Genomic DNA, 12,749 nt, shown 5'->3' with positions numbered 1-12,749 from the left:
TCTCCAGCATGGCCTCGCCGTAGGCTTCCTGCAGGTCTTTGAGCTGGCGCTCGTACTGCTCGCGCACGTCCTCCGGCTTGGCCCGCAGCGCGTTCTCCATGCCGCGCTTGCCATCTTCGACCCAGCTGTCGATCTCGGCCGGCGTCAGGTCAAACTGGCGGCTGGCCGCAGCCACGGTGGTCTTGCCCTGGATGATCTCAAGGACCAGTGCCGACTTGCGACGGGCCGTCCAACGCTTGATCTCTTCTTCCATCACTTCGCTCATCGGTGTCTCTTTCGGGGAAAGTAACACCTGAGCAGGAAATCAGTGGGTCATTACAGATCCGCAATTGGGGATCTTCCTGAGCGTTGATCCGGTGACGGCGTATGAGCAGCCGGTCGGGCAGTTCAATCGGTATCGGTATGCGAACGGAAATCCGTATAAATTCAGAGATCCGGACGGTCGGATCGTCGAAACCGTGTGGGATGTTGCGAACATCACCTTGGGGGCAACTAGCGCCTATTCAAACTTTAGCGAAGGCAAAATTGGTGCCGGTGTCGTTGATTCGATTGGCGTGGTCGTCGATTCTCTGGCGGCTGCAGTCCCATTCGTGCCAGGAGGCGCTGGGGCAACGATCAAGGCCGTTAGGTTGGCCGAGAACGTGGCCCAAGGCGCCCGGGCTGAAAAGGCCGTAGCCCAGGAACTTGGCGAGAAGGTGGCAGGCGCGCGAGTTACACTGGAAGCATCTACCGGTCAACGAAGCGTGGCGGACGTCGTGACGACGGATAGGCGTGTTGTGGAGGTAAAAAGCGGCAATGCTCAATTGAGCCCCGGTCAAAAAGCGGTCAAGGCGGACATTGATGCAGGGCGTCCAGTGACCCCTAGAGGGGCCAACGCGGGAAAAGCGGGGCTTGAGCCAGGAGAAGCGACGCAGATGACGTGCTATGACGTGAAGCGATGCTGATGAGTGCTATTGAACATTGCGATGCGGCCTTCAAGGAGGCTGTTCTGCTCAAGTGCTATGAGGCGCTTGAGGTGGAAGGATTTACGCGCTATCGGAAGCAGGAGGTGGACTGGCCGATGGAGAATGGCTTCCATTGTTGGGTTGGGCTCAATACTAGCTTGGAAAGAGAGTATCTTGATATCAATCCTTTCGTCGGCGTCCATGTAGCGCCGATCATGAAGCTTTATACCTCCCTAAAGGGGCGTAAATACAGCCGAAATATATCCACCTATGCCGTTCACATGGGAGAGCTGGCGCCCCATGAGCAGGCCTTTCGTTTTACGCGGAAAGTGGATGTTGCCGCGCAAGCCACTCGGTTGGCGCGTTTGTATTCTGATGTCGGCTTGTCGTATGCGTTGTCGATCGGCACCTATGAGCGGCTGCTTCCCTTATTGCAAGCGCGTGTACCGATGCTCGGTGCTTATCCGGAACGGGTGGCATGTTGCCTGTATCTGATGGGCCGTAAGGAAGAGGCGAGGCTGTTCGTTGAAGAGTTCCTGCTGGATCATCGAGATTACTTTGAACGCTTCGCCGTTCCGTTCTCGAGGATTTTGAACGGTCAATGACAGCCAAGTCCGTTAGGCAAGCGCCGCACGCCTGCGTGTCCGACAGAGTGCAACTTGAGGTGCAGTGGAGTGAAGCGCCGGGAATGTGCCCTGCGGGTAAGAGAGCAACTGTCCCTTGAAGATGCAGACGCCCGATGCAGTGCATCGGGCGTCTATGGCCGCCTGAAGTCGGGTGTATCGTCCGCCACAGGTATCAGCCTGTGGCGGACGGGTCAGCCGTTCGATGCCTTCAGCAGCAGCGACCGCCGTTCCTCCCGCCGTAGCGGGCCTCCTGCCGCTCGCGGAAGAAGGTCTTGTAGTCCATCGGTTCGCGGTCCGGGTGATTCTCCAGCACGTGCCGCACGTAGTTGTCGTAGTCGGGAATGCCGCAGCACAACCGCGCGGTCTGCACCAGGCGCAAGAGAGCGAAGTGGCGGCTAAGGGTGTTCGAGGCACACATGCCGAAGTCAATGCAGTGAATGGAGCATAGGCACAAGGGCTTACGCCTACAAGTGTTTCTCCGAGCCGTCCTGCGTGTACAAATTGCCAGGAAGCTAAAAAAAAATTGATATACCGATCAGGGACAGGTAGGGATCAATGGAAAGTTTCGACGAGGCAAGACTGTTGCTGGCGACGGAAGGGATGCCGGACTGGAAGAGAGTGGCATTCATGGCGTATTGCTGTGAGCGCATGTTGCCAAATTATCGAAGCTTCCAAGTCGATAGTGGCTATGGCGATCTGGCTCCGATGAGAAAGGCTCTTGATGCTGTGTGGGAGTGGGCCGCATCAAATAATTTGCCGTTGGACTTGGCCGCGCTAGCGTCCGCCTGCGAGCAACAGGCGCCGGATACTGCGGAGTTCTCGTCCATCTACACATCGGCTGCATTGGATGCGGCTACAGCAACAGCGGCGACACTTGAGGCACTTGTAGATGCGGCGGCAAAGAGCCTGATCGAAGTGGCTACTTACGCCAGGGATACGATTGATCTATTCGTTCAAGAGGTAGAGGAGCTTGATCCAAATGCTCCGGACCTGGAGCGCAGGATCATTGAACACGCTCTCATGCAATCCGAGTTGCGAACCCAGCGAGAAAGCCTTGCAACGCTGAAAGATACGCATGAAGAGCGAGGCAAGGCCGGAATTGATTTGCGCGCCAGATGGTCGAAGATCGAGCAAGGAAGTTTGTCACCTCTCGTCGTGTGAAGAGAGGTGAACGTATATGACAAGGCCCGCATTTGCGGGCCTTGTCAGTTCTGCGGCTTGCTGTGGCTGACAAGTCAGCCGTTCGGATGCCTTCAGCAGCAGCGACCGCCGTTCCTCCCGCCGTAGCGGGCTTCCTGCCGCTCGCGGAAGAAGGTCTTGTAGTCCATCGGTTCACGGTCCGGATGATTCTCCAGCACGTGCCGCACGTAGTTGTCGTAGTCGGGAATGCCGCAGCACAGCCGTGCGGTCTGCACCAGGCGCCGCCACAGCCGGCGGTGCGCCTGGTATTGCCCGACGGGAACCAGTTCGGTACTCATCACAGGTCCGCCATCTGGTGCGGCTGCAGTGCCACGTAGGGGGTTTCCTTGTCGGTACGCACCGGCGAACGACGCGCCTGCACGATCGTCTTGACCGCGTAGACCAGGATGGAGAACACCACGAACAGGAACAGCACGGTCAGGCCGGTGTTGACGTAGGCGTTGACCACGATCTGATTCATCTGCCCGACGGTCTTGGCCGGCGCGGTGATGGTGCCGGTGGCGATCGCATCCTGGAACTTGTGCGCCTGGGCGAGGAAGCCCTGGGCCGGGTTGCTGTCGAATATCTTGATCAGCCCGGCGTAGGTGGTGCAGATCAGCAGCCATACCGCCGGCACGGCCGTGACCCAGGCGAAGCGGTCGCGCTTCATCTTGAACAGCACCACTGTGCCCAGCATCAACGCGATCCCCGCCAGCATCTGGTTGGAGATGCCGAACAGCGGCCACAGCGTCTGGATGCCGCCGAACGGATCGACCACGCCGGTGTAGAGCAGGTAGCCCCACAACGCCACACAGCCGCCCGTGGCGATGATGTTGGCCGTCCAGGACTCGGTCTTCTTCAGTGCGGGGATGAAGTTGCCCAGCAGGTCCTGCAGCATGAAGCGGCCCGCACGCGTACCGGCATCCACTGCGGTGAGGATGAACAGCGCCTCGAACAGGATCGCGAAGTGGTACCAGAACGCCATCATCGCGTTGCTGCCGCTGGGGATGGCTTCATGCAGGATCTGCGCGATGCCCACGGCCAGCGTTGGCGCGCCACCGGCGCGGTGCAGGATGGTCGGTTCGCCGATGGCCGCCGCAGTGGCCTGCAGCTGCTCCGGCGTGATCGTGAAGCCCCACGTGTTGGTGATGTAGTGCGCGGCCGATACCGCATCGGCACCGATCACCGCGGCCGGGCTGTTCATCGCGAAGTAGATGCCCGGATCGATGATCGAGGCCGCCACCAGTGCCATCACCGCCACGAACGATTCCATCAGCATGCCGCCGTAGCCGATGTAGCGCATGTGGCGTTCATTGGCGAGCAGCTTGGGCGTGGTACCCGAGGCGATCAGGGCATGGAAGCCGGAGACCGCGCCGCAGGCGATGGTGATGAACAGGAACGGGAACATGCCGCCCTTCCACACCGGACCGTCGCCGCTGGCCGCGAACTGGGTCAGCGCCGGCATCTTCAGTTCAGGCATGACGATCAGGATGCCGATCGCCAGCGCCACGATGGTGCCGATCTTGAGGAAGGTGGACAGGTAGTCGCGCGGGGCCAGCAGCAGCCACACCGGCAGCACCGAGGCGACGAAGCCGTAGCCGATCAGCATCCAGGTGATCTGGATGCCGGTGAAGGTGAAGGCCGGGCCCCATACCGGATCGGCCGCGATCTTGCCGCCGTACCAGATGGCCAGCAGCAGCAGGATCAGGCCGACGATGGAAATCTCGCCGATCTTGCCCGGGCGGATGTAGCGCATGTAGATGCCCATCAGGATCGCGATGGGCATCGTGGCGATCACCGTGAACATGCCCCAGGGGCTTTCCGCCAGCGCCTTGACCACCACCATCGCCAGCACGGCCAGGATGATGATCATGATCAGGAACGCGCCGAACAGGGCGATGGTGCCGGGCACCTGGCCCATTTCCTCACGCACCAGGTCACCCAGCGAACGGCCGTTGCGGCGGCTGGACAGGAACAGGATCATGAAATCCTGCACCGCGCCGGCCAGAACCACGCCGACCACCAGCCACAACAGACCGGGCAGGTAGCCCATCTGCGCGGCCAGCACCGGGCCGACCAGGGGGCCGGCGCCGGCGATGGCGGCGAAGTGGTGGCCGAACAGCACGTGTTTGTTGGTCGGGACGTAATCCAGCCCGTCGTTGTTGATCACCGCCGGTGTCGCCCGGGTCGGGTCGAGCTGCATCACCTTGTCGGCGATGAACAGGCTGTAGAAGCGGTACGCGATGAGATAGATGGAGACCGCGGCGACCACGATCCACAAGGCATTGATGTGTTCGCCCCGGCGCAGCGCGACGGTGCCAAGACAGAATGCGCCGAGCAGCGCGAGCGCGGCCCAGCCCAGCTTGGAAAAACCTTTCATGAGTGTGCGTCTCCCTGGAGAACATCGTAAGAGTCCGCCTTGGCACCGACAGGGTCAATGCGAAGACGGGGGCGTGCCGCTAGTACTTTGGTCGTAGGTCGCAACGCGGGCGGCGTGGGGATGCGGACAGCGGCAGCGGTCATGCGCGCGGCCTGCACGGTGGGCGCACGCCACCACTGGAACAATCGGTTGCGGGCGTGGCGGTTGGCGGCAGCGGGCGCGGCGCCCATGTTGTATCCCGTCCCCACCCGTCGGAGTCGACATGAGCAGCCCCAACCCCGTGCGCGTGCTGCGCACCATCCGTGGCATGGCCACCTCCGACGGCGCCGGCGTGCGCCTGACGCGCGTGATCGGCGGGCCGTCGCTGCCCGACCTGGACCCGTTCCTGCTGCTGGATGAATTCGGCACCGACCGCGCCGAGGACTACATCGCCGGCTTCCCCAGTCACCCGCACCGTGGCTTCGAGACCGTGACCTACATGCTCGATGGGCGCATGCGCCACAAGGACAACCACGGCAACGAGGGCCTGCTGACCCCGGGCAGCGTGCAATGGATGACGGCCGGGCGTGGCCTGGTGCATTCGGAAATGCCCGAACAGGAATCCGGCCAGATGCGCGGCTTCCAGCTGTGGGTGAACCTGCCGGCGCGCGACAAGATGACCGACCCGAAGTACCAGGAGTTCGCGCCCGAGCGCATTCCGGTGGCGCAGCCGGCCGACGGCGTGCAAGTGAAGGTGATCGCGGGGCAGGTCGGCGACGTGACCGGGCCGATCGTCCAGCCGTCGACCGATCCGGTGTACCTGGACATCACCCTTGCCGCCGGTGCGGGATGGTCGTACGACCTGCCGGACGGGCACAGCGCCTTCGCGTACGTCTTCGAGGGCGGGCTGACGGTCGGGCAGAGCGAGGATGCGCGGCCGGTGGCACGCCAGGAGCTGGCGGTGCTCGGCGGCGGCGAGCGCCTGGACCTCCAGGCCGGTGCCGACGGCGCGCGGCTGATCTTGGTGGCGGGCCGGCCGCTGCGCGAGCCGGTGATGCGCCACGGCCCGTTCGTGATGAACACCCGCCAGGAACTGATGCAGGCCTTCGTGGATTTCCAGGAAGGCCGCTTCTGAGGCGCTGAGGCCGGGCGGAGGGCGGTAGTGCCGGGCGGTGCCCGGCGACTGCTGCACCGTCAGCGCCCTGCTGCCACCGCTGTCGGATTCAGATTCATGCTCTGGGTGAGGGACTGCAGCGTGCCCAGTTCCTGGCTGCTGTCGGCATACAGCGCGATCTGCGCATAGCGGTTCTTGTCGAACTTCACCACCGCCACGCGGCGGGTGTCGTAGCCCGGCGGTTTCTGGCCGCCCAGGTCCGGCTGGTACCAGTACATCGACTCGCCGGCGAAACCGCCTTTTTCCTGGCGCAGCGTGCGGGTCAGGGTGAGCGCGGGATCGCGCGCGCTAAGAATCAGGCTCAGCACCTCGCGTCCATCGGCGGTGCTGGCCTTGCACAGCATGAAATCGGACTGTGCCTGCTGCTGCCACTGCAGGCCGCTGCCGGCAGGCAGCGAAGGACATTCGGACGGCGATTGCGCCCATGCCACGGCGGCGGACGACAACAGGCTCAGGCATACAGCGGCGCGCAGGACGTTCATGCTTTCCCCCAGGGTCGGAATGGCCGGGTCCGCGTCAGGCAGGCGCGATCCGGTGGCCGCGGAAACCCAGGCCGATGGCTGCGCATATCCCCATGCGCGTCCCGGAGGCGCCAGCCGTCAGGTGACGGACTGGTGATTCGGACGGTAGCGGAATGTGATTCGATCTACAAATATCAGTTTCAAATGAATGTGAATCCGCAGTGCGGCATGCGCTGTCGGGCAGCCCGTGGCGGCCTGCCCGTCGCCCGGCTCAGCGCGGCTCGGCGCCGATCCATTTGCAGGCCACGCCGCCGATCAGGCCGCCCAGTACCGGTGCCAACCAGAACAGCCACAGCTGCCCGACCGCGCCACTGCCGGCGAAGAACGCCACTGCGGTGGATCGCGCGGGGTTCACCGAGGTATTGGTGACCGGAATGCTGATCAGGTGGATCAGCGTCAACGCCAGGCCGATCGCGATCGGGGCGAACCCGGCCGGTGCCCGGCCATGCGTGGACCCCATGATCACGATCAGGAACACCGCCGTCAGCACCACCTCGCACAGGAAGGCGGCCGCCACGCTGTACCCGCCAGGCGACAGTGCACCGTACCCGTTGCTGGCGAATGCACCGGCCTGGCTGCCATCGATGGCGAAGCCGGGTGCGCCAGAGGCGATCTGCAGCAGAATGACGCCCGCCAGCAGGCCACCGAGCACCTGGGCGACGATGTAAGGCACCAGGTCGCGCGCCGGAAAGCGGCCGCCGGCCCAGAGGCCGATGCTGACGGCCGGGTTGAAGTGCGCGCCGGACACATGGCCGAACGCATAGGCCCCGGTCAGCACGGTCAGGCCGAAGGCCAGCGCCACGCCGAGAAACCCGATGCCGAGGGGATTGCCGTCACCGCCGAACGTGGCCGCCAGTACCGCACTTCCACAACCACCCAGCACCAGCCAGAACGTGCCGAGGAACTCGGCCGCAAGTCGCTTGCCCATGCTCATCGATGTCTCCACGCGGTCTGCCCGGGATGGGCAGGCAGACCGTAGCTGAATCGATGTTCATCGGTGTGAGTGTGGCGTCAACGTGCCGACGAACGGCAGGGTCAGGCCTGCGGCAGGGGAATGAACTCTTTGTCGTCGCCGGGAATGGTGCCGAAGGCGCCGGCTTCCCAGTCGTGCTTGGCCTGCTCCAGGCGCTCCTTGGAACTGGAGACGAAGTTCCACCACAGGTGGCGCGGGCCATCCAGCGGTTCGCCGCCCATCAGCATCGCCTTGACCGGGGCCTTGGCGCGCAGGCGGCCGCGTGCGCCCGGTTCGGGCAGGATCAGGTGCTGGGCCGGCACGTCCACGCCGTCCAGCTGCGCCTCGCCTTCGAGGATGTACAGCGAGCGCTCCACGTGGCCGGTATCCAGATCGATCTCGCCGTCCGGGTCCAGGTCGATGGCCACGTTGAGGGTGTCGCTGAACACCTTCACCGGCGACTCCTCGCCGTACGCACGCCCGGCGATCACGCGCAGCCAGGCACCGTTGCGGCGCTGCTGGGGCAGGGTGGCGGCGGCATGGTGATGGAAGGCCGGGTCGGTTTCTTCGGCGCTCCTGGGCAGCGCGATCCAGGTCTGCATGCCGTGCAGCGGATGGTCGTGTTCGCGCTCCACCGGCGGGGTGCGCTCGGAGTGGGCGATGCCGCGGCCGGCGGTCATCCAGTTGACGTCGCCGGGACGGATCACCTGGTCCGAGCCGAGCGTGTCGCGGTGGCCGATGGCGCCGGACCACAGAAAGGTGACGGTGGCCAGGCCGATATGCGGATGCGGGCGCACATCGATGCCGGTACCGGCACCGAGCACGGCCGGGCCCATCTGGTCGACGAATACGAACGGCCCGACGCTGCGTGCCTGCAGGGTAGGCACCGCGCGGCGCACCTGCAGGCCGCCGATGTCGTGCACGCGGGGGGCGATGATGGTGGTCATGCGGGCGATCTCGCTGGCGGGGACAGACGCAAGGATGGCATGCGGGTGGGGCAGGCGCATGACCCGTGCGGGCAACAGGGTGTTGCGTTGGGCGGGTCAAAGGCCGTGGTGCGGCGGCCCGTGACCGTCTGACGCGCAGACAGCAACGCCACCTTGCGGTGGCGTTGCTGCATCCGTAGCGCCGGGGTCTATCCGGCGGCCCCTGATCGTGCGGCGTGCGTCAGATCACCGGCTCGCGCAGCACCGCATCGTCCCAGCCCGGGCGCGGTGCGAAACGGTCGCCGTAACGCTGCTGCAGCGCCTTCAGGCGTTCCACCAGCACATCGGCGCCGGTGGCGCGGATGTACTGGATCGGGCCGCCGCGGAACGGGGCGAACCCGGTGCCGAAGATCACGCCCGCATCGAGCAGGTCGGCGTCGGCGACCACGCCTTCGTGCAGGCAGGCCACGGCTTCATTGAGCAGCGGCAGGATCAGGCGGTCCTCAAGGTCGGCAGGCACTGCGTAGCCCGCCGGCACGTCCGGCTTCTGCGCGCGGCCGTTCTCCCACTTGTACAGGCCCTGGCCATCCTTCTTGCCGCGCTTGCCCTGTTCAACGGTCTGCAGGGCGGCGGGAATCTGCAGGCCCAGGAACGGTGCCAGTTCCTTGCCCACGCCGGCGGCCACGTCCAGGCCGACGGTGTCGAGCAGTTCGATCGGGCCCATCGGCATGCCGAACTTCACCGCCGCCTTGTCCAGCACCGGCCCGGGAACGCCTTCGGCGTAGGCGGTGGCGGCTTCGAGCATGTACGGGAACAGCACGCGGTTGACCAGGAAGCCGGGCGTGCCGGCCACCGGCACCGGGAACTTGCCCAGCGCCTTGCAGAACGACGCCAGCCGGCGCTCGGTTTCCGGGGCCATGCCGTCGTGGTGGATGATCTCCACCAGCGGCATCTGCGCCACCGGGTTGAAGTAGTGCAGGCCGGCGAACTGGGCCGGGCGCTGGATGTGGTCGCGCAGTTCCACCAACGGAATGGAGGATGTGTTGGTGGTCAGCAGTGCGTCGGCCTTCATCGTCGGCTCGAGCGTCTGGTACAGGCTGCGCTTGGCGTCGGCATCTTCGATGATCGCTTCGATCACCAGGTCGGCCACGGCCACGCCGTCGCCGGCCAGGTCGGCCTTGAGCCGCGCGGCCACGGCCGGGCGCTTGCTCTCGTCCTTCACCTTCCTGGCGAACAGCGCCTGCGCGCGTTCCATCGCCGGGTCGATGAAACGCTGTTCGCGGTCCTGCAGGGTCACGCTGAAGCCCTTGTAGGCCGACCACGCGGCGATGTCGCCGCCCATCACGCCGGCGCCCACCACGTGTACGTGGGTGATGCCGTGGTCCTTGCCGCCCAGCGCCTTCAGCCGCTCGGTCAGGAAGTAGATGCGGATCAGGTTGCGCGCGGTCGGGGTGCTGGCCAGTTTGACCACAGCACGGCGCTCGGCATCCAGGCGGGTCTGGATCGGGCTGCCGCCGGCGCGCGCCCAGGTGTTGATCAGCGCGTAGGGCGCCGGGTAGTGCTCCTTGCGGGCCTTGCGCGCGACCTGCTTGGCCATCTGCGGGGCCAGCAGCCTGCGTGCCAGCCAGGTGTTGGTCGCCCAGGCGGTCGCGCGCTGCTTGAACGGGCGGGTCGTGCCGGTCAGCGCCAGCGCCACGGCGGTATCGAGCAGCACGGCCGGTGCCACCACCTTGTCGACCAGACCGATGTTGCGCGCAGCCGACGCCGACAGGTTGCGGCCGGTCAGCATCATGTCCATCGCCGCCGGCGCGCCCACCAGCTGCGGCAGGCGTGCACTGCCGCCCCAGCCCGGGAAGATGCCCAACTGGGTTTCCGGCAGGCCGATCCGGGTGGAGGGGTCGTTGGAGGCCACCCGGTAGCGGCAGGCCAGCGCCAGCTCGGTGCCGCCGCCCAGGCAGTGGCCGTGGATCGCCGCCACGGTCGGGCAGGGCAGCTCGGCCAGCTTCTGGTATGTGCTCTGGCCGCGGCGGATCGCGTCATTGACGGTACCGCGCCGGTCGAACTCCTGGAACTCCTTCAGGTCCGCACCGGCGATGAAGCCGGCCGCCTTGATCGACTGGATCACCACCGCCTTGGGCGGGTCGATGGCGATGCGCTCGATCAGGTCGCCCAGTTCCAGCAGCACGTCCTGCGACATGGCGTTGACGCTGCTGTCCTGGCGGTCGAGGCTGAGCACCACGACACCATCGTCACGGATCTGCGGGTGCCAATGTGAGAAGCGGAGCCCATCGAAGCCTGAGAGCATGGGACGTTCCATCCGGTTGTGTATGGAGAAGGGGGCTATGATCCAGAGGTTGTTTCCTCCCCGTCAAATCCCTATAGCTGGGGGGAGAACGACCGCCGGTTCACTGCCTGGATCGGAAACCTTAACGGAACGGTGGTTAAAAGCTGGTGCGGCGTCGTTGATCGGTCGCTGAACTTTTCCCGGGATTGGCAGTCTCATTGCCCGACGTCGGTTGGGCTGACAGGAGTGCGGCCCCCAATGGCCGAGGTTGAAACACCACAGGAGCTGGACCTGGAACTGGTCCGGCGCGTGCAGCGCGGCGAAAGTGCGGCGTTCGATGTCCTGGTGCGCAAGTACCAGCACCGGATCGTCGCCCTGATCGGGCGCTACATCGCCGACTGGAGTGAATGTCAGGACGTGGCCCAGGACACTTTCGTCCGCGCGTATCGCGCGATCGGCAGTTTCCGTGGCGACGCCCAGTTCTATACCTGGTTGCACCGGATCGCCGTGAACACTGCCAAAAACCATCTCGCCGCCCACAACCGCCGCCCGCCCACCGATGACATCGACATCGGGGACGCCGAGCAGTACGACAGCGGCACCCGCCTGCGCGACACCGACACGCCCGAGCGCGAACTGATGCGCCAGGAGCTGGAACAGACGGTGATGAAGGCGGTGGCGGCATTGCCGGAGGAACTGCGTTCGGCCATCACCCTGCGCGAGGTGGATGGCATGAGTTACGAGGAAATCGCGCAGAAGATGGGGTGCCCGATCGGCACCGTGCGGTCGCGGATTTTCCGTGCCCGCGAAGCCATCGACACTGAACTTCGGCCGCTGCTGGATATCGGCAGCGCCACCCGCGAGAAGAGCCGCGTATGACCCCCAAGATGCCTACCCCTGGAAACGCCGGCACCCCGCCGGACAAACTCGATGCCCACAACCGGCAGCAGCTGTCGGCGCTGATCGACGGCGAACTGTCGGCCGATGAGGCGCGCTTCATGCTGCGCCGGCTGGAACACGACGAGGCGCTGTCCGGCTGTCACGAACGCTGGCAGATGCTGGGCGATGTGCTGCGTGGGCAGGCCTGCGCGCCGGCGCCGCAGGCGTTCGCCGAGCGCATCCGCGTGGCGGTGGCTGCCGAGCCGCGACCGCAGCCGCAGCCGGCTGCCGCGCCGGCCACGGTGCGTCGCAGCGGCTGGCGTCGGTGGGGCGGCGGCGCTGCCCTGGCCGCGTCGGTGGCGGCGGTGGCCATGTTCATGACCCGCGAGCAGCTGCCCGGCGAGACCCCGCTGCCCGCGCCGACCACGATGATCGCCAGCCAGGCCGAGCTGCCGCCGGCGCCGCCCGCCGCCCCGGTCGCCCCGGCCGATGCCGCCCTGGCCGTGGCCGCCGCGCCCGCCGCTGCGGTCGCGGCGGCCAGCCGCCGACAGGACGTGGCGGCCGCGCGCCGCAACAGCGCCACCCGTACCCAGCAGGCCGCGCGCGGTGCGCTTGAGCGCAGTGCCGAGCCGCAGCGCGCTGTCGCCGCCAGCCCCCTGCCGGTAGTGCCGGCTGCGGCCGCGCGCGCCTATCCCTTCGGTGACGTCGGCAGTCTGCAGGCCAAGCCCTGGCCACGCTCCACGCTGGCCCCGGCCGGTGGCGGTGCACTCAATGCCAGCTTCTCCACGCAGGAGCCACGCGCCGCGTTCTATCCCTTCGAGCCGCGCCTGCAGGAGGCCGAACCGGCCGTGCCGGCCAGCCGCAGCCATCGCGACTGAGCCGCGTGGCATCCCGATGTTCGCGCT

The 12,749-nt window shown here is 65.8% G+C and carries 14 protein-coding genes; 6 read left to right on the top strand and 8 right to left on the bottom strand.

Annotated elements, in window-relative coordinates; genetic code table 11:
• Positions 1-265: DUF1153 domain-containing protein (locus tag OC534_RS17415; RefSeq protein ID WP_262072271.1), on the bottom strand; the 265-nt coding region annotated here is incomplete at its 3' end.
• A gap of 64 nt (positions 266-329) precedes the next feature.
• Here OC534_RS17415 and OC534_RS17410 point away from each other — a divergent pair.
• Together OC534_RS17410 and OC534_RS17405 are read left to right on the top strand one after the other, a co-directional pair.
• Positions 330-944 carry a polymorphic toxin type 10 domain-containing protein gene (locus OC534_RS17410; protein ID WP_262072270.1) on the top strand — a complete coding sequence of 205 codons (615 nt, stop codon included), beginning with the start codon at positions 330-332 and terminating at the stop codon, positions 942-944.
• Entirely contained in the window at positions 944-1,549 is a 606-nt protein-coding gene (locus OC534_RS17405; protein ID WP_262072269.1) for a hypothetical protein, read from the top strand. The genes OC534_RS17410 and OC534_RS17405 overlap by 1 nt, the downstream gene beginning before the upstream one ends.
• 229 nt (positions 1,550-1,778) lie before the next feature.
• Here OC534_RS17405 and OC534_RS17400 read toward each other — a convergent pair whose 3' ends face one another.
• Positions 1,779-1,988, bottom strand: a complete 210-nt coding sequence (locus OC534_RS17400; protein ID WP_262072268.1) for a CstA-like transporter-associated (seleno)protein — start codon at positions 1,986-1,988, stop codon at positions 1,779-1,781.
• A 137-nt stretch (positions 1,989-2,125) separates the two neighbouring features.
• On the opposite strand from OC534_RS17400, the gene OC534_RS17395 reads away from it, so the two are divergent.
• Entirely contained in the window at positions 2,126-2,731 is a 606-nt protein-coding gene (locus tag OC534_RS17395) for a YjaG family protein (RefSeq protein ID WP_262072267.1), read from the top strand.
• A 92-nt stretch (positions 2,732-2,823) separates the two neighbouring features.
• Here the strand turns inward: OC534_RS17395 and OC534_RS17390 are convergent, their stop codons facing one another.
• Both OC534_RS17390 and OC534_RS17385 read right to left on the bottom strand, forming a co-directional pair.
• Entirely contained in the window at positions 2,824-3,048 is a 225-nt protein-coding gene (locus tag OC534_RS17390) for a CstA-like transporter-associated (seleno)protein (RefSeq protein WP_136003113.1), read from the bottom strand.
• Positions 3,048-5,129 (bottom strand): carbon starvation CstA family protein, encoded by a 2,082-nt coding sequence (locus OC534_RS17385; protein WP_166473318.1) that lies wholly within the window; start codon positions 5,127-5,129, stop codon positions 3,048-3,050. The genes OC534_RS17390 and OC534_RS17385 overlap by 1 nt, the downstream gene beginning before the upstream one ends.
• A gap of 262 nt (positions 5,130-5,391) precedes the next feature.
• On the opposite strand from OC534_RS17385, the gene OC534_RS17380 reads away from it, so the two are divergent.
• A complete protein-coding gene (locus OC534_RS17380) occupies positions 5,392-6,243 on the top strand; it encodes a pirin family protein (protein WP_262072266.1) in 852 nt (283 codons plus the stop codon).
• Positions 6,244-6,302: 59 nt separating this feature from the next.
• On the opposite strand, the gene OC534_RS17375 is transcribed toward OC534_RS17380, so the two are convergent.
• The 4 genes from OC534_RS17375 to OC534_RS17360 form a co-directional block, all read right to left on the bottom strand.
• Positions 6,303-6,764: a hypothetical protein gene (locus tag OC534_RS17375; protein ID WP_262072265.1), complete on the bottom strand. Its 462-nt coding sequence runs from the start codon at positions 6,762-6,764 to the stop codon at positions 6,303-6,305.
• Positions 6,765-7,014: 250 nt separating this feature from the next.
• Entirely contained in the window at positions 7,015-7,737 is a 723-nt protein-coding gene (aqpZ, locus tag OC534_RS17370) for an aquaporin Z (RefSeq protein WP_136003117.1), read from the bottom strand.
• A gap of 101 nt (positions 7,738-7,838) precedes the next feature.
• On the bottom strand, positions 7,839-8,702 hold the full coding sequence (locus OC534_RS17365; protein ID WP_262072273.1) for a pirin family protein: 864 nt from the start codon (positions 8,700-8,702) through the stop codon (positions 7,839-7,841).
• Positions 8,703-8,922: 220 nt separating this feature from the next.
• Positions 8,923-10,986, bottom strand: a complete 2,064-nt coding sequence (locus tag OC534_RS17360; RefSeq protein ID WP_262072264.1) for a 3-hydroxyacyl-CoA dehydrogenase NAD-binding domain-containing protein — start codon at positions 10,984-10,986, stop codon at positions 8,923-8,925.
• A 237-nt stretch (positions 10,987-11,223) separates the two neighbouring features.
• On the opposite strand from OC534_RS17360, the gene rpoE reads away from it, so the two are divergent.
• Entirely contained in the window at positions 11,224-11,844 is a 621-nt protein-coding gene (rpoE, locus tag OC534_RS17355) for an RNA polymerase sigma factor RpoE (protein ID WP_136003119.1), read from the top strand.
• A gap of 8 nt (positions 11,845-11,852) precedes the next feature.
• Positions 11,853-12,722, top strand: a complete 870-nt coding sequence (locus OC534_RS17350; protein ID WP_262072263.1) for a sigma-E factor negative regulatory protein — start codon at positions 11,853-11,855, stop codon at positions 12,720-12,722.
• Positions 12,723-12,749: the final 27 nt, after the last annotated feature.

The organism is Stenotrophomonas sp. Marseille-Q5258 (assembly GCF_946900935.1).
GTDB lineage: Bacteria > Pseudomonadota > Gammaproteobacteria > Xanthomonadales > Xanthomonadaceae > Stenotrophomonas > Stenotrophomonas nematodicola.
Note: the sequence above shows the minus strand (reverse complement) of the source record. Positions and strands in the feature narration are given on the sequence as shown.